This is a genomic window from Leisingera sp. ABM4_103, from assembly GCF_056158685.1.
This window is the reverse complement of sequence record NZ_JBSWTU010000005.1, coordinates 2,146,009-2,171,078: the sequence shown is the minus strand read 5'-3', so window position 1 is coordinate 2,171,078 and position 25,070 is coordinate 2,146,009. Positions and strand designations below refer to the sequence as shown.

General features: G+C 64.6%; 29 protein-coding genes. 11 read left to right on the top strand and 18 right to left on the bottom strand.

Going from position 1 to position 25,070, the window contains the following annotated elements; all coding sequences use genetic code 11:
* Positions 1-2: 2 nt before the first annotated feature.
* Genes ACXAED_RS12215 through ACXAED_RS12195 form a run of 5 tightly spaced genes read left to right on the top strand, consistent with a single transcriptional unit; the run spans position 3 to position 3,100 of the window.
* Positions 3-536, top strand: coding sequence for a hypothetical protein (locus tag ACXAED_RS12215; RefSeq protein WP_475053104.1), 534 nt, complete (start codon positions 3-5; stop codon positions 534-536).
* Entirely contained in the window at positions 536-919 is a 384-nt protein-coding gene (locus ACXAED_RS12210) for a hypothetical protein (RefSeq protein ID WP_475050078.1), read from the top strand. Before ACXAED_RS12215 ends, ACXAED_RS12210 begins: the two co-directional genes overlap by 1 nt.
* Complete coding sequence (gene pyrC / locus ACXAED_RS12205; protein ID WP_475050076.1) at positions 916-2,226, top strand: dihydroorotase; 1,311 nt, start codon at positions 916-918, stop codon at positions 2,224-2,226. The genes ACXAED_RS12210 and pyrC overlap by 4 nt, the downstream gene beginning before the upstream one ends.
* Complete coding sequence (plsY, locus tag ACXAED_RS12200) at positions 2,226-2,831, top strand: glycerol-3-phosphate 1-O-acyltransferase PlsY (RefSeq protein WP_475050074.1); 606 nt, start codon at positions 2,226-2,228, stop codon at positions 2,829-2,831. The genes pyrC and plsY overlap by 1 nt, the downstream gene beginning before the upstream one ends.
* Positions 2,828-3,100, top strand: a complete 273-nt coding sequence (locus ACXAED_RS12195) for a hypothetical protein (RefSeq protein WP_475050071.1) — start codon at positions 2,828-2,830, stop codon at positions 3,098-3,100. Before plsY ends, ACXAED_RS12195 begins: the two co-directional genes overlap by 4 nt.
* Here the strand turns inward: ACXAED_RS12195 and lfb1 are convergent.
* Positions 3,090-3,443, bottom strand: a complete 354-nt coding sequence (gene lfb1, locus ACXAED_RS12190) for an LIC10280 family protein (protein WP_475050068.1) — start codon at positions 3,441-3,443, stop codon at positions 3,090-3,092. The two genes, ACXAED_RS12195 and lfb1, sit on opposite strands and share 11 nt — an antisense overlap.
* Before the next feature lie 240 nt (positions 3,444-3,683).
* On the opposite strand from lfb1, the gene ACXAED_RS12185 reads away from it, so the two are divergent.
* A complete protein-coding gene (locus tag ACXAED_RS12185) occupies positions 3,684-4,160 on the top strand; it encodes a YHS domain-containing (seleno)protein (protein ID WP_475050065.1) in 477 nt (158 codons plus the stop codon).
* A 167-nt stretch (positions 4,161-4,327) separates the two neighbouring features.
* Positions 4,328-5,200 carry a DUF805 domain-containing protein gene (locus ACXAED_RS12180; RefSeq protein WP_475050063.1) on the top strand — a complete coding sequence of 291 codons (873 nt, stop codon included), beginning with the start codon at positions 4,328-4,330 and terminating at the stop codon, positions 5,198-5,200.
* Positions 5,201-5,269: 69 nt separating this feature from the next.
* Here ACXAED_RS12180 and ACXAED_RS12175 read toward each other — a convergent pair whose 3' ends face one another.
* The 4 genes from ACXAED_RS12175 to ACXAED_RS12160 all read right to left on the bottom strand — a co-directional run bounded on the left by ACXAED_RS12175 (position 5,270) and on the right by ACXAED_RS12160 (position 9,084).
* Positions 5,270-6,640, bottom strand: a complete 1,371-nt coding sequence (locus ACXAED_RS12175) for a glutamate--cysteine ligase (RefSeq protein WP_475050061.1) — start codon at positions 6,638-6,640, stop codon at positions 5,270-5,272.
* Positions 6,641-6,705: 65 nt separating this feature from the next.
* Positions 6,706-7,233, bottom strand: coding sequence for a hypothetical protein (locus ACXAED_RS12170; protein ID WP_475050059.1), 528 nt, complete (start codon positions 7,231-7,233; stop codon positions 6,706-6,708).
* 108 nt (positions 7,234-7,341) lie between these two features.
* Entirely contained in the window at positions 7,342-8,202 is an 861-nt protein-coding gene (locus tag ACXAED_RS12165; protein WP_475050056.1) for a GNAT family N-acetyltransferase, read from the bottom strand.
* Between the two features lie 156 nt (positions 8,203-8,358).
* Positions 8,359-9,084, bottom strand: coding sequence for a 16S rRNA (uracil(1498)-N(3))-methyltransferase (locus tag ACXAED_RS12160; protein ID WP_475050053.1), 726 nt, complete (start codon positions 9,082-9,084; stop codon positions 8,359-8,361).
* A gap of 12 nt (positions 9,085-9,096) precedes the next feature.
* Between ACXAED_RS12160 and ubiA the strand changes: the two genes are divergently transcribed.
* Genes ubiA through ACXAED_RS12145 form a run of 3 tightly spaced genes read left to right on the top strand, consistent with a single transcriptional unit; the run spans position 9,097 to position 12,338 of the window.
* Positions 9,097-10,059 (top strand): 4-hydroxybenzoate octaprenyltransferase, encoded by a 963-nt coding sequence (gene ubiA, locus ACXAED_RS12155; protein WP_475050051.1) that lies wholly within the window; start codon positions 9,097-9,099, stop codon positions 10,057-10,059.
* 60 nt (positions 10,060-10,119) lie between these two features.
* The gene (locus ACXAED_RS12150) at positions 10,120-12,024 is read left to right on the top strand and encodes an OmpA family protein (protein WP_475050049.1); all 1,905 of its coding nucleotides are present in this window, start codon (positions 10,120-10,122) and stop codon (positions 12,022-12,024) included.
* The gene (locus tag ACXAED_RS12145) at positions 12,024-12,338 is read left to right on the top strand and encodes a hypothetical protein (protein WP_222479373.1); all 315 of its coding nucleotides are present in this window, start codon (positions 12,024-12,026) and stop codon (positions 12,336-12,338) included. The genes ACXAED_RS12150 and ACXAED_RS12145 overlap by 1 nt, the downstream gene beginning before the upstream one ends.
* 330 nt (positions 12,339-12,668) lie before the next feature.
* Here ACXAED_RS12145 and ACXAED_RS12140 read toward each other — a convergent pair whose 3' ends face one another.
* The 11 genes from ACXAED_RS12140 to ACXAED_RS12090 form a co-directional block, all read right to left on the bottom strand.
* Positions 12,669-13,115: a molybdenum cofactor biosynthesis protein MoaE gene (locus ACXAED_RS12140; RefSeq protein WP_475050046.1), complete on the bottom strand. Its 447-nt coding sequence runs from the start codon at positions 13,113-13,115 to the stop codon at positions 12,669-12,671.
* Between the two features lie 4 nt (positions 13,116-13,119).
* Positions 13,120-13,365 (bottom strand): molybdopterin converting factor subunit 1, encoded by a 246-nt coding sequence (moaD, locus tag ACXAED_RS12135; protein ID WP_475050043.1) that lies wholly within the window; start codon positions 13,363-13,365, stop codon positions 13,120-13,122.
* The gene (gene pgsA / locus ACXAED_RS12130; protein ID WP_475050040.1) at positions 13,365-14,036 is read right to left on the bottom strand and encodes a CDP-diacylglycerol--glycerol-3-phosphate 3-phosphatidyltransferase; all 672 of its coding nucleotides are present in this window, start codon (positions 14,034-14,036) and stop codon (positions 13,365-13,367) included. The genes moaD and pgsA overlap by 1 nt, the downstream gene beginning before the upstream one ends.
* 137 nt (positions 14,037-14,173) lie before the next feature.
* Positions 14,174-16,075: an excinuclease ABC subunit UvrC gene (gene uvrC / locus ACXAED_RS12125; protein ID WP_475050037.1), complete on the bottom strand. Its 1,902-nt coding sequence runs from the start codon at positions 16,073-16,075 to the stop codon at positions 14,174-14,176.
* Between the two features lie 299 nt (positions 16,076-16,374).
* Positions 16,375-17,151: an SDR family oxidoreductase gene (locus ACXAED_RS12120; RefSeq protein ID WP_475050034.1), complete on the bottom strand. Its 777-nt coding sequence runs from the start codon at positions 17,149-17,151 to the stop codon at positions 16,375-16,377.
* A gap of 33 nt (positions 17,152-17,184) precedes the next feature.
* Complete coding sequence (locus ACXAED_RS12115; protein WP_475050031.1) at positions 17,185-18,153, bottom strand: calcium/sodium antiporter; 969 nt, start codon at positions 18,151-18,153, stop codon at positions 17,185-17,187.
* Positions 18,150-18,323: a hypothetical protein gene (locus tag ACXAED_RS12110; protein ID WP_008553295.1), complete on the bottom strand. Its 174-nt coding sequence runs from the start codon at positions 18,321-18,323 to the stop codon at positions 18,150-18,152. Before ACXAED_RS12110 ends, ACXAED_RS12115 begins: the two co-directional genes overlap by 4 nt.
* A 1-nt stretch (position 18,324) precedes the next feature.
* Positions 18,325-19,122: a S49 family peptidase gene (locus ACXAED_RS12105; RefSeq protein WP_475050028.1), complete on the bottom strand. Its 798-nt coding sequence runs from the start codon at positions 19,120-19,122 to the stop codon at positions 18,325-18,327.
* 324 nt (positions 19,123-19,446) lie between these two features.
* Positions 19,447-20,208 (bottom strand): ABC transporter permease, encoded by a 762-nt coding sequence (locus tag ACXAED_RS12100; RefSeq protein ID WP_475050025.1) that lies wholly within the window; start codon positions 20,206-20,208, stop codon positions 19,447-19,449.
* Positions 20,205-21,164, bottom strand: coding sequence for an ABC transporter ATP-binding protein (locus tag ACXAED_RS12095; protein ID WP_475050022.1), 960 nt, complete (start codon positions 21,162-21,164; stop codon positions 20,205-20,207). The genes ACXAED_RS12100 and ACXAED_RS12095 overlap by 4 nt, the downstream gene beginning before the upstream one ends.
* A 121-nt stretch (positions 21,165-21,285) precedes the next feature.
* Positions 21,286-21,804: a CoxG family protein gene (locus tag ACXAED_RS12090; protein WP_475050019.1), complete on the bottom strand. Its 519-nt coding sequence runs from the start codon at positions 21,802-21,804 to the stop codon at positions 21,286-21,288.
* A 210-nt stretch (positions 21,805-22,014) separates the two neighbouring features.
* On the opposite strand from ACXAED_RS12090, the gene ACXAED_RS12085 reads away from it, so the two are divergent.
* Positions 22,015-22,689: an NAD(P)-dependent oxidoreductase gene (locus ACXAED_RS12085; protein ID WP_475050016.1), complete on the top strand. Its 675-nt coding sequence runs from the start codon at positions 22,015-22,017 to the stop codon at positions 22,687-22,689.
* Positions 22,690-22,887: 198 nt separating this feature from the next.
* Here ACXAED_RS12085 and ACXAED_RS12080 read toward each other — a convergent pair whose 3' ends face one another.
* Positions 22,888-23,799 carry a crotonase/enoyl-CoA hydratase family protein gene (locus tag ACXAED_RS12080; protein WP_475050014.1) on the bottom strand — a complete coding sequence of 304 codons (912 nt, stop codon included), beginning with the start codon at positions 23,797-23,799 and terminating at the stop codon, positions 22,888-22,890.
* 41 nt (positions 23,800-23,840) lie between these two features.
* The gene (gene pobA / locus ACXAED_RS12075; RefSeq protein WP_475050012.1) at positions 23,841-25,022 is read right to left on the bottom strand and encodes a 4-hydroxybenzoate 3-monooxygenase; all 1,182 of its coding nucleotides are present in this window, start codon (positions 25,020-25,022) and stop codon (positions 23,841-23,843) included.
* Positions 25,023-25,070 lie beyond the last annotated feature (48 nt).

Here is a 25,070-nt window from a genome sequence, read left to right as displayed (position 1 = left end):
GCGTGGATGGCGTGATCCATATTCCGGCGGGCGAGCGCGGTGTGATCCGGCTGTTTGCGCTCGACATGCGGCCCGAGCAGGCAGCCTTCCTGAAGGAGCCCGGCGCGCTGGCGCAGGTGCTGGGGATCGAGGCGCTCGACATGGATCAGGTGGAGGTCTTCCCGGTCTCCGACCTGGAGGATATCGGCCTGACAGGCTACCTCACCGAAGGCTGCGGCGTGCCGCGGGCGCAGGTGGAGGAAGACCGCGCGATGCTGGAAGCGCAGGAAGGCCATGTGCTGCTGATCCGCTCGCGCGCTTTTGAGGGCAAGGAAACGCGGCTGACCCCGGCGGATCAGATCAAGCTGACCGGCACCTATGGCGAGCGCCGGACCAACTGGAGCGCGCCGCCCGAAACCGCCGAGAGCGCCAAGCCCTATTCCGCCCCGAAACTGCCGCCGCGCGCGGCGCGGTCGCAGGCCCGCCGCATCGGTGCGGGGCTGTTTGCCGTGGTGATGCTGCTGATTGCACTGCTGATCTGGGTGCTCGTGACCTGATGGCGGCGCAAGAATTCAGACCGGACCGCGGCGCCTATGTCCGCGCCCACGCCTGGATGGCAGCGCTTGGCATGGGCGGCGCCATGGCGGTGCTGTGGATCATGGGCAGCCCGCACATCTGGACCGGTGCCATCGGCGGCCTGGCGGCCATCGCCCTGCGCGGCTGGTACATGGCCAGCGAGGAACTGGCGGTGGTCTGGACGTTGACCCGGGAGGCTCTCTCCGGCCCCGCCGGGCGTTCAGTTCCGGTCACGCAAATCGAAGCTGTCAAAACCATGGGCAGCTATGTGCAGGTGGTCACCAAGGACGGCGGCAAGCATCTGATCAAATACCAGGCCGACCCGGCCGCGACCCTCAACGCAATCGAAAGAGCCAAGGCATGAGCACTCTCTTCACCAACGCCCGCCTGATCGACCCGGAGGGTGGCAGCGACACACCAGGCATGGTGCTGGTCCAGAACGGGCGGATCGCGGCGGTTGAAAAAAACGTCACCGATCCTGACCAGTTGCTTCGCGCGCGGAGCATCAGGCCGGAAGATGTGACCCTTGTGGATTGCGGCGGCAAATGCCTGGCGCCGGGGATCGTCGACATTGGTGTCAAGGTCTGCGAGCCGGGCGAGCGGCACAAGGAAAGCTATAAGACCGCGGGGCTGGCGGCAGCCGCTGGCGGCGTCACCACCATCGTGACCCGCCCGGATACCACCCCGGCAATCGACAGCCCGGAGACACTGGAATTCGTCACCCGCCGTGCCCAGGCGGATACGCCGGTGAACGTGCTGCCGATGGCGGCGCTGACAAAGGGGCGCGAGGGACGCGAGATGACCGAGATCGGCTTCCTGATGGATGCCGGCGCCGTGGCTTTTTCCGATTGCGACCACGTGGTTCAGAACACCAAGGTGTTTCAGCGCGCGCTGACCTATGCCCGCTCCTGCGGCGCCCTGGTTATCGCCCACCCGCAGGAGCCGGGCCTGAGCAAAGGCGCGGCCGCCACCAGCGGCAAGTTCGCAGCGCTTTATGGCCTGCCCTCCGTCTCGCCGATGGCAGAGCGGATGGGGCTGGACCGCGACATTGCTCTGCTGGAGATGACCGGCGCCAAATACCATGCCGACCAGATCACCACCGCCCGCGCGCTGCCCGCGCTGGAGCGCGCCAAGAACAACGGGCTGGACATCACCGCGGGCACCTCGGTGCACCATCTGACGCTCAATGAGCTGGACGTGGCAGGCTACCGCAGCTTCTTCAAGGTGAAGCCGCCACTGCGCTCCGAGGGGGACCGCCTGGCAGTGGTCGAGGCGGTGCGTTCGGGGCTGATCGACATCATCAGCTCCATGCACACGCCGCAGGATGAGGAAAGCAAGCGCCTGCCGTTCGAAGAGGCCGCAGCCGGCGCGGTGGCGCTGGAAACGCTGCTGCCCGCGGCGCTGCGCCTGTACCATGCGGAATTGCTGGACCTGCCAACCCTGTTCCGCGCCATGTCGCTGAACCCGGCCAAACGGCTGGGGCTGGAAAGCGGACGGCTTGCGGAAGGCGCGTCCGCGGATCTGGTGCTGTTCGACCCGGATGTGCCCTTTGTATTGGACCGCTTCAAACTGCGCTCGAAGTCGCAGAACACCCCTTACGACGGCCAGCGGATGCAAGGCCGCGTCGAAGCCACTTATGTGGCCGGTGAGCCCGTCTACCGGAGGGACTGATGCCAGTTATTGAAAGCTCTGCTGCTGTTCTGATCCTCTGGGCAGTGATTGGCTACGGCCTTGGCTCCGTGCCGTTCGGGGTGGTTGTGACCCGTTTGCTAGGGCTCGGCAACCTGCGCCAGATCGGGTCTGGCAATATCGGCACTACCAACGTGCTCAGAACCGGCAGCAAGGCCGCCGCGGCACTGACACTGCTTTTGGATGGCGGCAAGGGCGCGGCGGCGGTGCTGCTGGCCCGCTCCCTGGCCGGCGAGGATGCAGCGCAAGTGGCCGGCCTTATGTCCTTCCTCGGCCATTGCTTCCCGGTCTGGCTGGGCTTCAAGGGCGGCAAGGGCGTGGCCACATTCCTGGGCCTGCTGCTGGCGCTGGCCTGGCCGGTCGGCATCGCCAGTTGCCTGACGTGGCTGGCGGCGGCGGCGGTCAGCCGGATCTCCTCGATGGGGGCACTGGTGTCGGCCCTGACGGCGCCGGTGTGGGCATTTGTGCTCGGCTATCAGCCGGTGATTGCCCTGTCGGTGCTGCTGGCGGCGATTGTCCTTGTCCGCCATTCGGCGAATATCGCCCGGCTGCGGGCCGGCACCGAACCCAGGATCGGGCAAAAGTGACCGCCGCAGAGCTGCAAGCCTTTCTTGCAGCTTTCGACGCGCTGCCGCTCGGGGCCTTCACCGGTATTGCCGATGGGAGAAAATACACTGTCACCCGGCAGGATCTGGCAGCAGGCAAGGCACAGAAGCTGGTAGCGCGGGAGCTGGGCGGCACCGATTACATCAGCCTCAACCTCTACCGGCTGGCATCCGGCGCGCGGCTGAAGCCCTGCGAGATGCCCGCGGAGAAAGTGATCCGCTTCGTCGTCGCACTGGAAGTCACGGGATGAGACGCTCCAGCGCCCGGCCGTTGGACCAAGTGCCGTGCAGCTCGCCGCTGGGCATTCGCACATAGACCACCGGATAGGTGTCGCCCCAATTCACCAGAACCACGTCGCCATTACGGGTGCCGCTGCCGGCAAAGCTTCGGCTGCCAATCTGCCACTGCATCTCTATCGCCCCGCCGTTCTGACTGATCTGCACGGTGCCGGAGTAACTGCTGCCGTCCGGGTTCCGGCCCTCCGCGCGGTAGCTGCCGCCGATGTCTTGCGCGATGACCGGCATTGCCGCCGCCATCAAGACCGCGGCCAGCCCGCAGAACAATGCGCGGCGGGTGGGGGATGGGTGTGTCATGCTGACCTCCAGTTTGCCTGTCCCCACTCTGCCCGCCGCATCGCAGCCTGTCACCTGTTCTGCGCAGGAATGCACAGCCCGCTGCCGCCGGGCGCACAGTCAAATTGAGTTGTTTTGAACGTGATCGCCCGGCTCTCCACATCGGTGCCGTGACCCGCAGCATACCGCGGCACACATGGTGAAACGCCGGCCGGGCAAACAATTGGGAACGCCGCGGCCGGGATTTGAAAGGACGGGACCATGAACAAAGTAAAAGCACTCATCAGCGGTGTGGCACTGTCGGTTGCGATGGCAACCTCGGCCCTGGCGGCGGGCGTTGATATCAACGCATCCTCCACCGGTCTGGCCATGCAGGGCTACGACCCGGTCGCATATTTCACGGACGGCGCCCCCACCAAGGGCAGCTACAAAATCACTTCCATTTACAATGACGCAACCTACCGCTTTGCCTCGGAAGAGCACAAGGCGGCCTTTGAGAAGAACCCCGAGGCCTATGTGCCGGCCTATGGCGGCTACTGCGCTTTTGGCACCGCAATGGGCTTCAAGTTCGACGGTGACCCGAACCACTGGAAAATCGTCGACAACACGCTGTACCTGAACCTGTCGCAGGACATTCAGGACCGGTGGGAAGGCGATATCCCGAACTTCATCCAGAACGCAAACGCCAACTGGACCGACATCGCCGACAAAGACCCGGCGGAACTGCAGGCCCAGTAAGGCATTAGCCACCACTCACATGCGAGTAGCCGGCGGCAGGATACCCTGCCGCCGGTTTTTTTTGTTTTGCTGGCCGTTGCTCATACCGCGCCTCCGCCTTGCCCTGGTCCAAATTCCGCCGCAGTCCCAGCGCAACCCAGAGGAGATTATTTTTAAACAGGTTTCAGATGATCTCCCGCATTCTTTCCGCGCTTGAAAGCTTTGCTTTCAAGTTCCTCGACTTTGACGGCCGCGCTACCCGACTGGAGTACTGGTGCGTTATCCCATTGGTCTGGCTGTTTATTTTCCTGATGCTGCCGGGTGATGCCACTGAGGTATGGAGGCATCTCCTGCGGCGTGAGGTACCGCCGCTGAACCCCTTCCATTATGGCTCGCTCGGGTTGTTCCTGTTCACCTTTGCCCCGCGGCTGTCGCTGACCGTCCGCAGGCTGCATGATGCCGGGCGCAGCGGTAAATGGGCCAAGCTGCCATTCACTGCAGTTTCGCTGGGGCTGGTGTTGAGCGCTGGCCTTCTGACAGCAATTCCGATGAGTGATCCAAGCGGCCTTGGCCCCGGTCTGATGATTGCCGGATCGCTGACGGCCTCCCTGTCCGGTAGCTTCTGGGAGGCGCTGTTCAATCTGGCAGCCTTCGCCGATGCACTGGACTGGGACGCCATTCTGGCCACGCTGATGGGCGTTGCGGCTCAGGCCGATCCGGGGGCAGTTCTCGACGAGACCGGAGCCATTGCGGCGCATGACCCGCTGCTCGGTTTTCAGTATCTGTTCCAATTTACGCTGATCGCGCTCGGGCCGTTCATCGCCCTTCTGCTGCATCTCTATTTCATGCTGCTGCCCTCGCAGCGCGGCGAGTACGCCCACGGCACCAACGCGCTGACATCCCGCGCGCGCAGGTCCCGCGGCGGCCAGGAGAATGCCTACGCGGGCTATGCCTATCTGACGAAGCGCACGGATCAAGAGGAGAGGCAGCTGCAGGCCGCCCGCAAGGCGCAGGTCCGGGAGCTGTATCAGCGCCGGGTGCTGGGCAAGCCGGGCAGCTGAGCGCGGCACTGAAACAAAAAAGGCCGCGTTCTCAACGCGGCCTTTGCAGTCTCAGTCAGCGAAGTTGTCTTAGTAAGCAAACTCGCTGTAGATGCGGCTGAGGTCCCCGCCCCAGGCGCCGTTGTATCGCTCCAGGAGCTCATCTGCCGGGACCTTGCCGCTTTCGAGGCTGTCCTTCAGCGCATTGAGGAAATGAGTCTCATCCGGCACCAGGCCGCCCGCGCCGGGCTTGTGCCGGGCCTTGAGACCGCTTTCCGAAATTGCCACCACCTCACGCGCCAGTTCGTGCATGCTGATGCCGTTCACCTTGGCCTGCAGCCCGTGCTCAGAGGCCGCCACGCGCAGACCCTCACGGGTGTCGGCGTCCCAACCCTTGACCAGATCCCAGGCCGCGTCCAGCGCGCTCTGGTCATAGGTGAGGCCGACCCAAAAGGCTGGCAGCGCGCACAGGCGGCGCCAGGGGCCACCATCGGCGCCGCGCATCTCGATGAATTTCTTGATACGGGCTTCGGGGAATATAGTGGTCAGGTGGTCCGCCCAGTCGCTCAGCGTCGGGGTTTCGCCCGGCAGAGCGGGCAGCTCGCCCTTCAGGAAGTCGCGGAACGACATGCCCAGCGCATTGATATACTCGCCATTGCGGTAGACAAAGTACATCGGCACGTCGAGCGCATATTGCACCCAGGCCTCGAATCCGAAGCCCTCCTCGAACACAAACGGCAGCATGCCGGTGCGGTCGGCATCCAGCGAGCGCCAGACGCGGGAGCGCCAGGATTTGTGGCCGTTCGGCTTGCCGTCCAGGAACGGGGAATTGGCAAACAGCGCCGTGGCGACGGGCTGCAGCGCCAGCGCCACCCGCAGCTTTTGCACCATGTCGGCCTCGGACGAGAAATCGAGGTTCACCTGCACGGTGCAGGTGCGGCGCATCATGGTGGTGCCCATGGTGCCGACGTCCTGCATGTAGCCGTCCATCAGTTTGTAACGGCCCTTGGGCATCAGCGGCATATCTTCATGGTGCCAAACGGGGGCCGCGCCCAGGCCGATGAAGCCGACGCCGATCTTGTCGGCGATGTCCTTGACGTCGCGCAGGTGGGCGTTCACCTCGTCGCAGGTCTCGTGGATGGTTTCCAGCGGCGCGCCCGAGAGTTCCAGCTGGCCGCCCGGCTCCAGGCTGATGTTGGCGCCGTCCTTGGTCAGGCCGATCAGGTTGCCGCCCTCAACCAGCGGCGCCCAGCCGTGACCGTCGCGCAGGCCTTCCAGCACCGCTTGGATGGAACGCTCACCGGCATAGGGCAGCGGCTTCAGCGTGTCCTTGCAGAACCCGAATTTCTCATGTTCGGTGCCGATGCGCCAGTCTTCCTTGGGCTTGCAGCCGTCGGCAAGATACTGGGCAAGCTGCTCGTGGTGTTCGATCGGCCCGCCGCCGGACTGGGGAATGGACATGCCTGGCACTCCGTCCTGTTAGGTCAGTGTTGAAGGGTCAGTCGTGGGCGGAATCGCCGCCGGTGTCAATGCAGGCGCAGATGTTCCGGCCGGCTGGAATTGCGCTCCCAGATCACGACCTGGTGAGCGCCTTTGCGCCGCAGTTCCGTCAGCATGCGTTCGGTTTTGAGCCCGGGCAGCGCGGCAAAGACGTCAAACAGCGCCTCATAGCCTTCGGCATTTACCGGGATCGCCAGCGGTGGCTGGCCCGGCTGCTCCAGCAGCCAGTGCGGCGGTTTGGAGGAGTGATCAAGCGCCAGGCGTTCCAGTTCTGAGGCCGCCACTGCACCGCCGGTCAGCGGCCCGAAATAGGCAATCTGCCCTTCATCCACCTGCACCACGCCGGGCCCGCCTGTACCGCGCCGGAAGCGCATCCGCTGGGCGCCGATGACCGCAGTCACCAGGCCGGTGGCCACAAAGGCCCAGCCGGTGATGGCGGTGAACCCGACTGAGGAAAACGCCCATTTCAGCCCCAGCAGAAACATCATCGCTGCGGCCAGGACTTCGCGCCATTGCCACAGGGCGGCGCGGGCTTCAGGGCGGATGAAACTCATATACTTGCCTCGTAAAAACGTCTGGCAGGCGCTGCGGCCTGTCTTGACCCTTATGTGTGCGGCCCGGCTTGCGGATGCAATGGGCAATGCTGCAACTGCTGCCCCGCCCTAGCCGCCATCGACGGTTACAGGCCCGGAAAACTCGACAATCCGGTAGTCGCCGATGCGCTCGAAACCCAGTTTCCGGTAAGCCCGGACGGCGGCGGTTCCCGCGGCAAACAGAATCGCCTCCTGCACGCCGCACCCATGCGCCTCTGCCAGGTGCAGCGCCACGGCGCGGCGGGCAAAGCCGCGGCTTCGCTGGCCCGGCGGCGTGTAGACTCCGCCGACCTGCACCACCTGAGGCAGCACCGCGTTGAAGGCAGTCATTGCTACCGGCAGCCCGCCCAGTTCCAGGATCCGCCCGCGGCCGCTGTGCACCAGCGCCTCCGCCCGCGCGGTGGAGCGCTGGCGGATTTCCGGCAGGTTCTGAGAGCCGAAGATCTCCTTGTCATAGGCATGGCGCCATTCCGTGATCAATGGCACGTCCTCAGGATGCATCGGCCGAAGGCTGCTGCCGCCGAAGGGGATTTGAAGGTCCTTCAGCAGCAGACGGAAATGAGGCTCCTCCCCGGAAAAGCCGATCGCGTTCCGGTCCAGCTCCAGCGCGTTCAGCAGGGTCTCCGCCTGCCCCGCCTCACCCGTCAGCGACGCGATTTGCCGTCCTGCCAGCGCGTGGCGCAAATCCGGGGCCATCGCAGGAGTAAACTCCGGTGCCTCGAACATGAAATAGCCAGCCTCGGTCAGGCCAAAGACCCCTTTCACCTGCCCCCCGGCCTCGCTAAGCCAGACAGTGGTGGCTTTGGGATCGCCGGTGGCGTTCAGCCCGTGGTCGCGGATGTTGCCCGCCAGGAACATGGCGGTCGCCGCCCGCGGCGCCAAAAAACCTTCGATAGCCTGCAAATCCCCCTGCGATGCTTTGCGAATCAATTTGCCCTCCATGTCCGGTTTCCACTCCTGCACTGCCCCCGGAGGCAGGCCCGCGCCGAGCATCTCCTGCCGGCGGGGGCAGTGGCAACTCCGGGTTGCGGCCAATTTAACAGGAAGGGATTTCCAGACTCTGATCCGAGCGCGGATTTCCGGGCACTACCAGTCGCCGAGCGCCTGCTGCCAGAGAGTCATGGCCGCCACCGCCGCAGTGTCTGCGCGCAGGATGCGGGGGCCAAGGCTGACCACATGGGACTGCGGCAGCGCGTGCAGGCGTTTGCGCTCAAACTCGGAAAAGCCGCCCTCGGGACCGATCAGGATGGCCCAGGGCGCGTCCTGCTGGGTCTGCGCCGCCAGTTGCAGAGCATTGCCCACTTCGGCCTCGTCACAGAACATCAGCTGACGGTCCTGCGGCCAGGCATCCAGCAGGCGCGGGAGCTTTTGAAGCTCCGCCACCTCCGGCACATAGGTGCCGCCGCATTGTTCCGCTGCTTCAACGGCATGCGCCTGCAGCCGGTCTTGGCGGATGCGTTCGGAATTGGTGAATTCGGTCTGCACCGGCAGGATGCGGGCGGCGCCCATCTCCGCCGCCTTTTCAACGATGAAATCGGTACGCGCTTTCTTGATCGGGGCAAACATCAGCCACAGATCCGGCGGCAGCTGCAGAGGTTTGCTCTGCTTCTGGCACACCAGTGTGCCGCCGCGCTTGCCGGCCTCCGCCACTTCAGCCAGCCACTCGCCGTCCTTGCCGTTAAACAGCGCCACAGGGGCGCCGGCAGACAGGCGCATCACCCCGAACAGGTAATGCGCCTGATCCCGGTCCAAAGGAACCGTTTGCCCTGCCCCCAAGGGGTGCTCTACATACAGTCTGATTTTTGCACTCATGGGGTCCTACATATGCAAGGCCAGAAGCCAGCGCCAGAGGGTCAGGTCGCGGATGCGGTCACCGGAAACTGGGTCGACACACATGCCCCGGAATGGACGCGCCCCTACCTGCGGCTGAGCCGCGCTGACCGGCCGATCGGCACCTGGCTGCTGCTGATCCCCTGCTGGTGGGGGCTGGCGCTGGCAATCTTGGCGGATCAGACACCGCGCTGGAGCGACCTGTGGATCGCCATCGGCTGCGCCGCCGGTGCCTGGCTGATGCGCGGGGCGGGCTGCACCTGGAACGACATCACCGACCGCAAGTTCGACGGCCAGGTGGAGCGCACCCGCTCGCGCCCGATCCCCTCTGGCCAGGTGACGGTCAAGGGCGCGCTGGCCTGGATGGGGCTGCAATGCCTGGCTGGCCTTGCGATCCTTCTGACCTTCGACCAAGCGGCCATCGCCATGGGCATCCTGTCGCTGCTGCCGGTGGCGATCTACCCCTTTGCCAAGCGGTTCACCTGGTGGCCGCAGGTGTTCCTGGGCCTTGCCTTCAACTGGGGCGCCATGCTGGCCTGGGTGGCGCATACCGGCTCCCTCAGCTGGCCGCCGGTGCTGCTGTATCTGGCCGGTATCGCCTGGACGCTGTTCTATGACACCATCTATGCCCATCAGGACACCGAGGACGATGCGCTGATCGGAGTGAAGTCCACTGCCCGGCTGTTCGGGACGCAGACGCCGATGTGGCTGCGCCGCTTCATCGTCGCCTTTGTATGCCTTATGGCGATGGCGGTGATCGGCGCGATGCTGGACAGCGCCTCTGTGCTGGCGCTGGTGCTGGCGCTGGCCGCCCCTTGGGCGATGGGCTGGCATATGACCTGGCAACTGCGCGCCTTTGACGCGGACAACAGCCAGCGGCTTTTGCAGCTGTTCCGCCTCAACCGCGATACCGGCCTGATTCCGCTGATCTTCTTTGTCCTGGCCATGTTCGTGTGATTGAACCGCGGCGCCGTGCAGGGTAAGAGCCTGTAACGCAAACTGGGAATGTACCGCCGTATGCGCTTGTCTAAGCTGATGATCCCGGGCCTGGCCTTCGCCGCCGCAGCGGGGCTGAGTCTTGTTGCCGCCGGATTTGCCGTCACTGCCGTGGAGCGGAACACCGAGCGCGGGGTGCGCCAGGCGCTGGACGGCGGCGGCTATACCTGGGCCGAGGTGACGGCGGACGGGCTGCAGGTGCTGCTGGAAGGCACCGCGCCTGATGAAGCCACCCGGTTCTCGGTTAAATCCCTGGTCGGCACGGTCGTCGATGCGGCCCGGATCGTGGACGGGATGGAAGTGCCTCCTGCCGATGGCCTGGCGCCACCGCGGTTCTCGGCGGAAATCCTGCGCAACGATGGCGGTATTTCCATTATCGGTCTGATCCCAGCGGGTTCCGGCCGCAAAGCACTGGTCGAGGATCTGGAGGATCTGGCCGGCGCGGAAAACGTGGCCGATTTCCTGGAAACCGCAAAATACGGCATTCCCGAAGGCTGGCCTGAGGCGATGGGCTTTGCGGTGGAGGCGCTGAAATTGCTGCCGCGCGCCAAGATCTCGGTTGCGGCGGGAGAGGTCTCGGTGACCGCCATCTCCGGCAGCGAGGAAGCCAAGGCGCAGCTGGAAGAACGGCTGGGCCGCAGCGCGCCGCCGGGATTGCGGCTGGCGCTGGACATCGCCGCGCCGCGGCCCGTGATCACGCCGTTCACCCTGCGCTTCCTGCTGGACGGCGACGGCGCGGAGTTTGACGCCTGCTCCGCCGAAAGCGAGGAAAGCCGCGACCGCATTCTGGCCGCCGCCCGAAAAGCCGGTCTGCAGGGCGAAGCGGATTGCGTGATCGGCATGGGCGTGCCCTCGCCGAACTGGTCCCGCGCCGCAGAGCTGAGCATTGCCGGGCTGGCAGAGCTGGGCGGCGGATCGGTCACCATCGCCAACGCGGATATCACTCTGGTGGCCCCGGAAGATACGCCGGAAGAACGTTTCGATCACGTGGTGGGCGAGCTGGAAAGCGCCCTGCCCCGGGTCTTTGCCCTGCACGCAGTGCTGCCGGTGCCGGAGGCGCAGGATGCCGGCGGCGTGCCGGAATTCACCGCCACCCTCAGCCCCGAGGGCCAGGTTCAGCTGCGCGGCCGCCTGTCCGATGCCGCCCTGCGCAAGGTCGCGGACAGCTATGCCAAGGCACGGTTCGGCTCCGGCAACGTGCATACCGCGGCCCGGGTGGCCGCCAACTTGCCCGCGGACTGGCCGGTGCGGGTGCTGGCGGGGCTGGAGGCGCTCTCCTATCTTCAGCGCGGCGCGGTCACGGTGACACCGGGCAACGTGGAACTGCGTGGCATGAGCTACCGCAAGGACGCGCCGGCAGAGATTGCCCGCTTCCTGTCGGCCAAGCTGGGTGAGGCCGAAACCTATGGCCTCGACATCACCTATGAGAAGCCGCCGGAACCCAAGGACAAGCCGCTGCCGCCGGAACTGTGCGAGGCACAGCTGGCCAGCGCTCAGAGCGAGGGCAAGATCACCTTCGAGCCGGGCTCAGCCACCGTTGCGGCGGACAGCGCTGGAACCATGGACCGGATCGCCGGCATCCTGGGCCGCTGCGGCCCGGTGCGGATGGAAATCCAGGGCCACACCGACAGCCAGGGCCGGGAGGAGATGAACCAGAACCTCAGCCAGGCGCGGGCGCAGTCGGTTCTGAACGAGCTGCGCGCACGCCGGGTGGTGACCTCAACTTTTGCCGCCAAGGGCTATGGCGAGAGCACGCCGATTGCCGACAATGGCACCGAGGACGGCCGCGAGGCCAACCGCCGCATCGAATTCAAGCTGATCCGTCCGGCAGCCACGGCGGAATCTGCGGAAGACAGCACCGGTGACGAGCCTGCTGGAGAAGAACCCGACGAAGGCGCAGAGGGCGCACAGGAGACCACAGAGTAATGAACAGGACTGAGTTCATCATCACCACCGCGATCATCCTGTTTGCGGCCTTCGCCATGGGCTGGTTCGCCAATTGGCTGGTGCACCGATTCACCCGGGTACGCCAGAGCGACGTGGCTGACCTCGACCGGATGAGCCAGGAGCTGCACGAGGCGGAGGAGACCCGCGACCAGGCGATTACCTATCTGCAGCAGCGCGAGGCGGAGCTGACCAATCAGCTGACCCAGACCGAGGCTGAATTGCGCGCCGCGATGGATGGCCTGCGCGAAGCCCGCCGCGAGGCCGAAGAGCTTCGCAGCCAGATCCCGCACTGACTCTTTCGCTGCGGCGCACTCCCGCGCCTGCAGGCCGCGCTGGCTGCGCCAGCACAGCCTGACCAGCCTTGGGCCTGGCGCCGCGCTGACGCGCGGCGAAAACGCTTGGATCCACCGGCGGGTCAAGGAGGCCGCAGGCCCCGCGCAGCGGCTTGTCCTTGACGCGCCAGTCTTCAAACACAATCGAACACGGCCTGAAGGGGCAGACCTGCCCCTTCAGGCCTTCTCAGCAAACTGAAACCGCCGCGCCCCAGCGCGGCGCCAGGCCCAACAGGCGGAGATCATCTTTGATGATTGAACACCTGGCGGGAGCCCCCCCTGTTTCGGAGACTACCAGCGCTTCAAAGCGTCTTCGTCGGCTTCCTTGGCGGCCACCCAGTCCGAGCCACCGTCGGCCAGGAGTTCCTTCTTCCAGAACGGTGCGCGGGATTTCAGGTAGTCCATCAGGTACTCCGCCGCCTCAAACGCATCCTTGCGGTGGCGGGCGGCGGTGGCGACCATCATGATGCGCTCACCCGGGGCCAGACGGCCATGCCGGTGGATCACCAGCGCATCGGCCAGCGACCAGCGTTTCACAGCCTCCTCAGCGATGGAAGCCAGCGCCTTTTCGGTCATGCCGTGATAATGCTCGATCTCCATCGCGGCCAGCCCGCCCTGATCGGCATCGCGGACCACGCCGGTGAAGGTCACCACCGCGCCCGCGCCCGCAACGCCAGCGGCGAAGGCATCGCTTTCGGCGCCCAGCTCAAACGGTGCTTCCTGAACGGCAATCCGCATCGCCTCAGCCCCCTGTCATCGGCGGGAAGAACGCCACCTCTCGCACCCCGGCAAGCGGAGCGTCGAACTCCGACAGCTCCTGGTCCAGCGCCACCCGCAAGGCGGACAGGTCCGCAAAGGCGGCAGCATAACGCTCTTCCCGCGCGCGCAGTTCTTCGACCAGATCCGACACCGTGGCGGCGGAGGTTTCCACCTGTTCGCGCGGCAGGCCGATGCGTTCGCGCACCCAAGCGAAATAGAGAATGTCCATCAATGTGCCTCCTTCAGATGCGGCATCGCCTTGCGCAGGTAATCCAGCCCGGTGAGCGCGGTCAGCCCTGCGGCGATCCAAAGCAGCCACAGGCCGATGCGGCCGGTCCAGAACACCCCGGCCTCCTTCCAGCGCAGCCCGAACAAGTCCTCCAGCTCGCCGGCGATGATCTGGGTGTAGATCTGATCATCCATGCCAAAAGCGGACATCACCAGGTAATGCTCAAAGATGCCTTGTGAAAACAGCGTGGCGATGGCGAGCATCTGTGCGGTGGTTTTCCACTTGGCCAGTTTGGTGACCTTGAGCGTGCCGGCGGTGTCACCAAGATATTCGCGCAGGCCTGAGACGAATACCTCGCGGAACAGGATCACGGTAGCGGGCAGCACCAGCCAGGGGGTCCAGTGCTCAGCCGAGTAGCCCACCAGGATCATCAGCGCGATCACCACCATCGCCTTGTCGGCGATCGGATCCAGCATCGCGCCCATCTTGGTCTCCTGTTTCCAGGCCCGGGCCAGATAGCCGTCAAACCAGTCCGTCACCGCGGCGGTGATAAAGAGGAGCAGCGCGAACCAGTCCGCATAGGGGCGCGAGAAGTAGAGGAACATCACCGCAAGGCCGGGCGCAGCGACGAGCCGCAGCAGGGTGAGGATATTCGGCAGGGTCCATTTCATGCGGGCACATTATCCGGCTGGCTGGCGCGTGGGAAGCAGATGGCAGACAAAAATCCGCCCCGCGGGGGCGGAGGCCTCCGGCGGGGATATTTTGGGCCAGATGAGCAAGGGAGTGCGCCGGTTTTCAAGGGGTTATCTCAACTGCTGCCGTGGAAATGATCGTAGATACGTTCTGCCAGCGCCTCGGAGATGCCGTCCACCGCCTTGAGATCGGCCAGGTTGGCGCGGCTTACTGCCTTGGCGCTGCCGAAATGGGCCAGCAGCGCACGCTTGCGGGAGGCACCGACGCCGGGCACCTCATCAAGCGGCGTGGCGCTTACGGCCTTGGCGCGTTTGGCACGGTGGGTGCCGATGGCGAACCGGTGCGCCTCGTCGCGCATCCGCTGGATGAAATAGAGCACCGGATCATTGCGCTGCAGGGCAAAGACAGGCGCTCCGGGGCGGTAGAACTCCTCCTTGCCGTGGTCGCGGTCGACGCCCTTGGCCACTCCCACCATCGGGATGTCCTGCACGCCGTGCTCCGCCATGATCTCTGCCACGGCCGAAACCTGACCGGCACCGCCGTCGATCAGCAAGAGATCCGGCCACAGGCCCTTGTCCCGGTCCGGGTCCTCTTTCAAGAGACGCGAGAAGCGGCGGTTCAGAACCTCTTTCATCATCCCAAAGTCATCGCCCGGCACCAGGTCGTCGCCCTTGATGTTGAACTTGCGGTAGGCGTTTTTCATGAAGCCCTCCGGCCCCATCACAATCATGCCGCCCACTGCATTGGTGCCCTGGATATGGGAGTTGTCGTAGACCTCGATCCGCTGCGGCGGACCTTCCAGCCCGAATGCCTCCGCCAGCCCGCGCAAGAGCTTGGCCTGGGTTGCGCTTTCGGCCATGCGGCGGGCCAGGCTTTCGCGGGCGTTGCGCACGGCAAAAGCCACCAGTTCGGTCTTTTCGCCGCGCTGGGGCACCAGCAGCTCAACCTTGCGGTCTGCCTTCTCGCTCAGCGCCCGCTCCATCAGATCCGCGTTTTCAATACCGTCGGACAGGATCAGCTGCCGTGGCGGCTCCTTGTTGCCGTAGAACTGGCCGAGGAACGCCTCCATGATTTCTGCCGGGCTGTTGTCGGCGTCCACCCGCGGATAGAAATCCTGGTTGCCCCAGTTCTGGTTGGCGCGGATGAAGAACACCTGTACGCAGGCCTGGCCGCCCTCCATATGCAGGCCGATCACATCCGCCTCAGCGACGCCGCGCGGGTTGATCCCTTGGGACGTCTGCACCTGGGTCAGCGCCTTGATCCGGTCGCGCAAGGCGGCGGCGCGCTCGAACTCCATCGCCTCGGAGGCGGCCATCATCTGTTCTGCCAGCTCTTCCTGAACTTTTGTCGAGCGGCCGGACAGGAAGCGTTCGGCATCACGCACGCTGGCGGCATAGTCCGCTTCGGAGATCAGCCCGGTACAGGGCGCCGAGCAGCGCTTGATCTGGTACTGCAGGCACGGGCGCGTGCGGGTCTCGAACATCGAATCCGAGCAGTTGCGCAGCAGGAACGCCTTTTGAAGCTGGTTCAGCGTACGGTTCACTGCGCCGGCGCTGGCGAAGGGGCCGAAATAGCTGCCCTTCTGCTTGCGGGCGCCGCGGTGCTTCTTGATCTGCGGAAAATCGTGATTCTTGGCCACCAGGATATTGGGGAAGCTTTTGTCGTCGCGCAGCAGCACGTTGTACTTGGGCTTCAGCTGCTTGATCAGGTTCTGTTCCAGAAGCAGCGCCTCGGTCTCGGTCCGGGTGGTCAGGAACATCATCGAGGCGGTGAGCGCGATCATCCGCTCGATCCGCGGGCTGTTGCCGGGACGGGTATAGTTCGAAACCCGCGCCTTGAGGTTGCGCGCCTTGCCCACATAAAGCACCCGGCTGTCGGCATCCAGCATCCGGTAGACCCCGGGAGAAGCGTCCAAAGTCTTCACATAATCCTGGATCACGGCATAGCCGGTTCTAGGCTTGCTGGCGGTCGAATCCGGGGATGTTTCGGCAGGCTGGTCGTTCATGCGCTCAGACATATGATTCCCCGCCTCCGGCTGCAATGTTTGCCTGTCCGGATCAAGAGCGGGAAAATCCACGGAAGCTGTGGATAACTACGGAGATATCTTTGGGCTATCCCGCGTTTTTCCTTATTTCAGACTGGTTTTGGACGAATGCTTAATAATTAGGCACATTGTTAAGGCTCTGATTTGGTGCGTTATTTTTCAACGCCCCTGTCAAGGTTCTGAAAATAAAGGCACTTTTGTAACGTTTCCGCGACGGCATGTGCGCCGGTGCAAAACTTGCATGGGAAGCAACAGTTTTAGACCGGTATGCGTCACTCCAACCCATCGCTGTCCGGGGTCTGCCAGGCCAGGTGCTGGCCGCCATCCACGCAGATCATCTGGCCGGTCACTGCTCTTGCCTGCAGCAAATAGGCCAGCGCCGCCGTGACATCTTCCGCATCAGCGCCGCGCTGCAGGATTGTGGCCTGACGCTGGCGGGCAAACTGGCCGGCGCTCTGCCGCGGCCCCTGAAGGGTCGGGCCCGGGCCGATAGCGTTGACGCGGATCTGCGGAGCCAGCGCCTGTGCCGCGGTGCGGGTCAGCGTCCAGAGCGCCGACTTTGCCAGGGTGTAGCTCATGAAGTCAGGCGTCAGCTTGCGCACCCGCTGATCGATCATGTTGACCGCCAGTCCCCAGGCGCGCGGCTCGCCGCGGGCGTCCCGCTCCAGCGGCACGCCCTGCGCCGCCATCGCCTGAAGCAGCACGAAGGGGGCCCGCAGGTTACTGTTCAGATGCCGGTCCCAGCTGTCCCGTGTGGCACTGGCCAGCGTGTCATGCTCGAACACCGAAGCATTGTTGACCAGACATGTGACAGGCCCGCCCAGCGCCTCTGCCGCGCGCGGAAGCAGCGCCTGGGCCTGGCCATCATCCAGGAGGTCCGCTTGCAGCAACACCGCCTGGCGGCCAATAGCGCGGATTTCACCGGCAGTATCTTCGGCCTCCTGCGCAGAGGTTGCGTAGTGAACGGCAACGTCATGGCCTCGGGCCGCCAGTTCCAAGGCCATTGCCCGGCCCAGCCGCCTGCCCGCTCCGGTCACCAATGCCCGCATCTGCACCTCCCTGCTGCCGTTGCCGGCATAGAGTTAGAACAGGACGGACATATAAGCCAGATAAAGCGCGCTGAGAATGACGCCCCAGATCCTGGTGATGTCCTGCTTGAAGAAGACGAAGGGGATCAGCAGCAGCGAGGCCGAGAGCATCACCCAGAGGTCGAATTGCAGGAACTCCGGATCGACACTGATCGGGCCGACAAAGGTCGCAATGCCGATGATGGCCAAAAGGTTGAACATGTTGGAGCCGATCACGTTGCCCAGCGCCACATCCGCCTGGCGGCGCAGCGCGGCCATCACGGTGGTGGCCAGCTCCGGCAGCGAGGTGCCTATCGCCACCAATGTCAGGCCGATCACGGTTTCGCTGATGCCGTACAGGCGGGCGATGATAGAGGCGTTGTCGACCAGAAGATCAGCGCCCAGCGGCAGGCCGACCAGGCCCAGCAGCAGATAGGTGCCGACGCGCCAATAGGGCATGTCCGGGTCGGCCTCTTCAATCTCCTCCAGGTCCGGATCCCCAGCGCAGCTGTTGCCATTACCATTGCCGTTGCGGCGATGGTTGCGGGCGTCGCGGAACGCCACGCCCAGCACACCGGCCAGCGCGGTCAGCAGGATCAGGCCCGACCAGTAGGTGAAGGTGCCGCTGAAGGCGAGGCCGATGAACAGGACCGAGGCCCCCAGCATGAAGACATAATTCCTGCGGGTGCTGCATTCGCTGGTGTGCAGCGCCCGCAAAAGTGCAGGGATGCCAAGCACCAGCAGGATGTTTGCAGTGTTGGAGCCGACCACATTGCCCATCGCAATACCGTCGGCCCCCTCGTGGACCGCATTGATCGCAATCAGGAGTTCCGGCGCGGAAGTGCCAAAGGCGACAATGGTCAGGCTGACGATCAGCGCAGGCACCCCCAGCCGCAGGCTGAGGTTCACCGCACCGCGCACCAGTGCGTCGCCCGCCAGCAGCAGGATCACCAAACCAAGCGCCGAATACAGCCATGGCATCATTTGCCACGATCTCCTTTTTTGCAGGCGCAAGGCCCCTTGCCGATCTTGAAACGGCCGCAGGACGGGCAGCGCCTGGAATTGATGTGCTTCTGGCCGGGAAACCGCAGCTTGCCGAACATCGCAAGCACGGCCATCACCACCAGAAAGAGGGCAACGATCTTGAACAGCACGTCAGAGACCGAAACGCGCGAACTCGGCACGCTCCTCGATCCCGGCCAGCGCGTCCTGGGCAACCTGCATGCCGAACCGGCTCCAGAACGGCTTCTTGAGGCCGTAGCGGCGGAAGCGGACCTTCTCTCCATAGCGCTGTTGCATCTTCGGCTTCAGGTGTCCGATACCGTCGATCAGCCCCAGCTCTTCAGCACGCCGCGCCAGCCAGATTTCGCCAGTGAACAGGTTCTCGTCCGTTTTCAGCTTGGTGCCGCGCCTTTCGGTGACATGGTCGATGAAATTGGCGTGGATGTCGTTCAGGATCACCTTGAGACGCTGCACGTCTTCAGGGTTTTCCGGCCGGAACGGATCCAGCATGGATTTGCTTTCGCCAGCGGTATAGACGCGGCGCTCCACGCCCTGTCGCGCCAGCAGCACGTGGGCGCCAAAACCGGCAGAGATCACTCCGACCGAGCCGAGCACCGAGCTGGCATCGGCCCAGATCTCATCCGCAGCAGCCGCCAGCCAGTAGCCGCCGGAGGCCGCGACATCCTCGACAAAGGCATAAACCGGGATGTCCAGCTCTTCCGCCAGGCGGCGGATGCGGGCACCGATCAGCGAGCTTTGCACCGGCGAGCCGCCGGGGGAATTGATCTCCAGCGCGACGGCGGCGGGCTTGCCCTTGCGGAAGGCACGCTCCAGGATCGGGGCCAGAGCGGCGTCGCTGAGCGATCCGCGGCCGGGCATTCCGATGGCACCATTCAGGCGCACTACCGCCACCAGCGGCTGTCTTTTCAGGAAAGGCAGGCGAAATCTCATGGCGCCGATGTAGAGGGCCGCCCGGGGTGAAACAAGGTGCGCTGCCCGGGGATTTACGGTGAAACGCAAAAACCGCACTTCCGCGGGCATAAATGCAACGCTGGTTTACATCGGGTTAACACCGCCAGCAGCACTCCCGCCCGTCAGGTCAGCAGCTTGCAGCTGCAGCCTTCCCGTTGGGCCGGGCGCCGCGCTGGCGCGGCGCTTGACACCAGCTACGAGCGCAACACCGGGCACGCGCAGCCTGCCGGGCCCAACCGGGAGGGGCGCCCTCCGGGCGTCCTGAGCGGGCGGGAGCCCTCCCCTGCTGCGCTGCGCGCCGGATCAGGCCCGGATGCGCCAGCCGGTTTTGAAGATCCACCAGATCACCGCCATACAGGCGAGGGTAAATCCGCCAATGGCACAGAGGCTCAGCAGCACCGGCACATCGGCCTGGCCGAAGAACGCCCAGCGGAAGCCCGACACCAGATAGACCACCGGGTTGAACAGGGTGATGGTCTGCCACACCGGCGGCAGCATCGAAATCGAGTAGAACGAGCCGCCCAGGAACACGAGCGGCGTCACCACCAAGAGCGGCACCAGCTGGAGCTGCTCGAAATTCCCCGCCCAGATGCCGATGATGAATCCCATCAGCGAGAAACTGAGGCAGGTCAGAACCAGAAACGCTACCATCGCAACCGGATGCTGGACCGAGAGGTCCACGAACAGCGAGGCGGTACACAGGATCACCACACCGATGAACAGCGACTTGGTGGCCGCCGCCCCGACGAAGCCCGCGACGACTTCCAGGAAGTTGATGGGCGCTGACAGGATTTCATAGATGTTGCCGATGAATTTCGGGAAATAGATCCCGAAGGAGGCGTTGGAGATGCTCTGCGTGATCACTGACAGCATCACCAGCCCCGGCACGATGAAGGCGCCGTATTCGACCCCGTCGACCTCCTGGATCCGGCTGCCGATGGCGCTGCCGAAGACCACAAAATAGAGCGAGGTGGACAGCACCGGCGAGATGAAGCTTTGCAGAAAGGTGCGCCAAAAGCGCGCCATTTCGGCCTTGTAGATGGTGGCTACCGCAGTCCAGTTCATGATGCGCCTCCCGATGCTGAGGCCTTTGCCGCCGGCCCGCCGGAGACAAGGCCGACAAAGATGTCTTCCAGACTGGACTCCCGCGTCTGCACATCCGCCAGTACTAGCCCGGCCTGCGCCACATCGTTCAGCAGCGTTGTGATCCCGGTCCGTTCCGCCCGCGTGTCATAGGTGTAAAGCAGCCCGCCGCCGCCGTTGACCAGCTGCAGATTGTGCTGCGACAGCACCTCCGGGATCTCCCTGACCGGCTCGCTCAGCTGCACTTCCAGTTGCTTCTGCCCCATCCGGGCCATCAGCCGGTCTTTCTCCTCGACCAGCAGCAGCTCGCCGCCAGTGATGACGCCGATCCGGTCGGCAATCGCCTCGGCCTCTTCGATGTAGTGCGTTGTAAGGATGATGGTGACCCCGTCCGCCTTCAGCTCGCGGACGATCTCCCACATATCCTTGCGCAGCTCCACGTCGACACCCGCTGTGGGTTCGTCCAAAAACAGGACGCGCGGCTCGTGCGCCAGCGCCTTGGCGATCAGCACCCGCCGCTTCATGCCGCCCGAAAGATCCATGATGCGGCTGTCCCGCTTGTCCCACAGCGACAACTTTCGCAAGGTTTCCTCGACTAGGTACGGATCGGCCGCCTTGCCGAACAGACCGCGGGAGAAAGTGACCGTGTCCAGCACCTTGGTAAAGGGCTCCAGGGTGATCTCCTGCGGCACCAGCCCGATCAGCGCCCGTGCCGCACGGAACTGGGAGACATTGTCGAAACCGCCCACGCTGACGCGGCCTGAGGATGCGGTGGTGATGCCGCAAACAGTTGAAATCAAGGTCGTCTTCCCGGCGCCATTGGGGCCGAGCAGTGCCAGGATCTCGCCCTCCTCGATATCGAGCGAGACGCCTTTCAGCGCCTCGAAACCGCCGTCGTAAACTTTGCGCAGATCGCGGATGGACAGGATGGCCGGCATGGTGCCTCCGGGATGGTCTCAAATCCCGGCCACCCTAGCGGCGGCGTGCCGCATCTGCCAGCCCCGCGGCGCAAATTGGGCCGCAGAACGGCCTGTGCGCCAGTGCAGAGAGCGGCTGTTTTCAGCCGCGGCCCGTCACCTTGCTGAGCCAGCCTTTCTTCTCGCCCTCGTCCGGAGCATCGCCGCCCTCGCCCGTTTCTTCCGGAGCCAGATGCGCCTGCAGGTTGGCAAAAAACTGGTCCGCCATCTTCTTGGCAAAACCGTCGATGATGCGGCTGCCCAGCTGCGCCAGCTTGCCGCCGACCTTGGCTTCGACGTCATAGGACAACAGCGTTCCGGTCTCCGAAGGCGCCAAAGTTACTGTGGCACCGCCCTTGGCAAAGCCTGCCGCCCCGCCCTTGCCTTCGCCGCTGATGGTCAGCTTCTCGTTCTCCACCATATCCGACAGGGTGACCTGCCCCTTGAAGGTTGCTTTGACCGGGCCGACCTTCTGAGTGACGGCGGCCTCGAAGCCCTCTTCCGGCGTGCCTTTCACCTCCTGTGCGCCAGGCACGCAGGCCTGCAGCACTTCAGGGGTCAGCAGCGCCGCATAGACAGTTGCCGGATCGGCGGCGATTTCCTTCTGGTCACTCATCTGCATAGGCTGGGCCTCCCTGATACGGCGTTGCTGTTGCCTTCAGACCTAGCCGTCCAGCCTCCGCCTGCCAAGCCACAAAGGCCGCAGGCCAGGCGCGGCAGCACCGGAGCCCTGCGCCCGCCGGCGCTGCCGTTACGTCAACCCGAGCAATTTTATCTTGATATCAAGATTTATAATATCTATCTCGACATCAAGATAAAAAGGAGCACTCCAATGAAGATCATCATTTTCGGCGCCACCGGCGATGTGGGCAGCGCAGCAGTCAAAGCCGCAACACACCGCGGCCACCAAGTCACTGCCGTATCCCGGAACCCATCGGCCCTCACGGCAACCAGCCCTCTGGTCACTCCGCTGCCGCTGGATCTGCTGGCGAACCCAAAAGCCGCGGCCGGCGCCGCAGAGGGTCACGATCTCGTCATTAGCGCCCTGCGGCCGCCCGCCGGCCGTGAGTCCGACCTGATACCGCTGACCCGCGCCGCGGTGCAGGCGGCACGGACCGCGAGCATTCCCGTCCTGGTCACTGGCGGTGCCGCGCTGCTGAAGCTGGCGGATGACAGCGGCCACACGGTACTGAGCGCGCCGGGTTTCCTGCCGGAGAGTTCACGCCTTATTGCGGAGGCCTGCGCGGAGCAGGACGCGCTGCTGGAAGCAGAGACCGGAACGGAATGGACCTGCCTGCGCCCGCCTGCACTGCTGACAGAGGGGCCGCAAACCGGCCAGTACATTTTTGGCACCGACACGCTGCTGACCGACGATGCGGGCGTCTCTCAGATCTCCTTTGCCGATTTCGGCGCGGCATTGCTGGACCTGGCCGAAAACCCGCGCGGCGGCCTCCAGAGACTGACAGTGGCCTGGGGCACTCCCGCCCCCGCCCTGGCGGCCGGCTGACGCCGGGCCTTGGGCGGCGTTGGGTCGGGCAGCGCGCTCCGCGCGCTGCGGTCGCGCTGGAACAATCCGCCTCCCGGGGCTGAGAGAAAGCCCGCTCCAGAGAGGCACCGCGCCGTGCGTCAGCACGGCGCCGGGCCCAAGGCTTTGCCTTGCTTCCGCGATGCATGGCAGAGGCGCGGGAGTACCACCCTGCTCCGGTCAGCGATTGCGTCTTGGGAGTTCCTCGTTGGCGGTCCAGTCGTACGTGCCGTGATCCCGCTCCTGCACCGCCTGCTTCCAGCCTGCCTCTTCCGCCCGCGCCTTGAAATTCAGCCCTTCCGGCGAGTGCCGGGTGATGCCGTCAAAGATCGTGGCCAGCCGCTGGGTCTGCATCAGTCCGGTCTGCTCGATCGCCTGGTTGATCACCAGCTTCTGCATCGCCAGCTGATTGACCGGCACCGTGGCCATCCGCGCCGCCATTTCCTCGACCGCATCGTCCAGTTGATCCGCCGGAACCGCCTTCAGCACCAGCCCCATCTCCGCCGCCTCCTTGCCGCTGATCCGGTCGCCGGTGAACAGCATCCGCTTGGCACGCTCCGCGCCCAGCCGGTAGACCCACATCGCCGTCGTCGGACAGCCCCAAACGCGCGCGGGCATGTAGCCGATCTCCGCATCTTCCGCCATGAACGTGAGGTCCGCACACAAGGCAATGTCAGACCCGCCCGCCACCGCAAAGCCGTGCACCTTGCAGATCATCGGCTTGGCCGCCCGCCACAGGGACATGAACGCCTGGGTGTTCTCCCACATGAAACGGTAGTCCTTGATGGGGTCCCAGGGCATCGGCTGGGTCACCTCGCCGCTGCCGTTGCCCTCGGCGTAATAGGTGAGGTCATAGCCCGCGCAGAACCCCTTGCCCGCGCCGGACAGCACCATCACATGCACTTGCGGGTCCGCATCCGCCTGCGCCACCGCCGCGGCCAGCTCCCGCGGCATCTCGTCATTGATGGCATTCATCACCCCGGGCCGGTTCAGCGTGATGCGCGCAATTCGGCCGTCTTTCTCATACAGGACTGTCTGCATGGGTTTCCTCCTCTGCTGCGCAAAGGAGACCACAGGCCGCACGCCCCGCATAGCCGGGCCGACGCAGCGTCAACCAGCCAGGCGGCTGCCTGTCAGTATGGCAACCCGACGTAATTCTCCGCCAGCGACGCCTGCGCCGCATCCGAGGAGAACAGGTAGTCCAGATCCGCCCGCTGCAGCCGCAGATCCGTTTCGCTGCCCTCCGGAGCCCGGTGCAGCAGATTGGTCATCCACCAGCTGAACCGCTCCGCCTTCCAGACCCGCGCCAGCGCTTTTTCCGAATAGGCATCAAGCCCCGCGCTTTCGCCTTTCAGATAGTGATCCATGAATCCATGATAGAGGTAATGGATATCCGACGCCGCCAGGTTCAGCCCCTTGGCACCGGTGGGCGGCACGATATGGGCGGCGTCGCCTGCTAGGAACAGGTTGCCATAGCGCATCGGCTCCGCCACGAAGCTGCGCAAGGGCGCGATGGACTTCTCGATCGACGGGCCGGTCTGCAGGCCGGCCGCGACCGCGTCCGGCAAACGGCGCTTCAGCTCTTGCCAGAACGCCGCATCACTCCAATCCTCCACCCGGTCCGTCAGCGGCACCTGGATGTAATAGCGGCTCAGCACCCGGCTGCGCAGCGAGCACAGGGCAAAGCCGCGTTCATGGCGGGCATAGATCAGCTCCTCCGCCACCGGCGGCGTTTCCGACAGAACCCCAAGCCAGCCAAAGGGATAGACCTTCTCATATTCTTTCAGCACATCCGCCGGGATCGACTTGCGGCTGACCCCGTGAAAGCCATCGGCGCCGACGATGAAGTCGCACTCGGCCCGCTGCGCCTCGCCGTTCTGCTCCCAGGTCACAAAGGGACGCGTGTCGGTCAGCGCATGCGGCTGCACATTCTGCGCCTCGTGGATCACCGCCCCGCCCATGGCGTCGCGCGCCTCATAGAGATCGCGGGTCACTTCGGTCTGGCCATAAACCATCACCGTCTCGCCGCCGGTGTGCTTGGCCAGATCAATCCGGTCCAGCTGCCCCTGATGGGCAATATGAAAGCCCTCGTGGATCTCGCCCTCGCGGTCCATGCGCTCGCCGCAGCCCGCTTCGCGCATCAGATTGACGAAACCATGCTCCAGCACGCCTGCCCGGATCCGGCCCAGCACGTGCGCCCGCGTGTGCTTCTCCAGCACGATCGAGCTGATCCCCTTGCGGTGCAAAAGCTGCGACAGCAGCAGCCCCGAAGGGCCGCCGCCGATGATGACAACCTGCGTCTGATGCGTAAACATGCGCGTTCCCCATGATCGTTTGGTGCATTCGTGTGAGGGGAATTATGC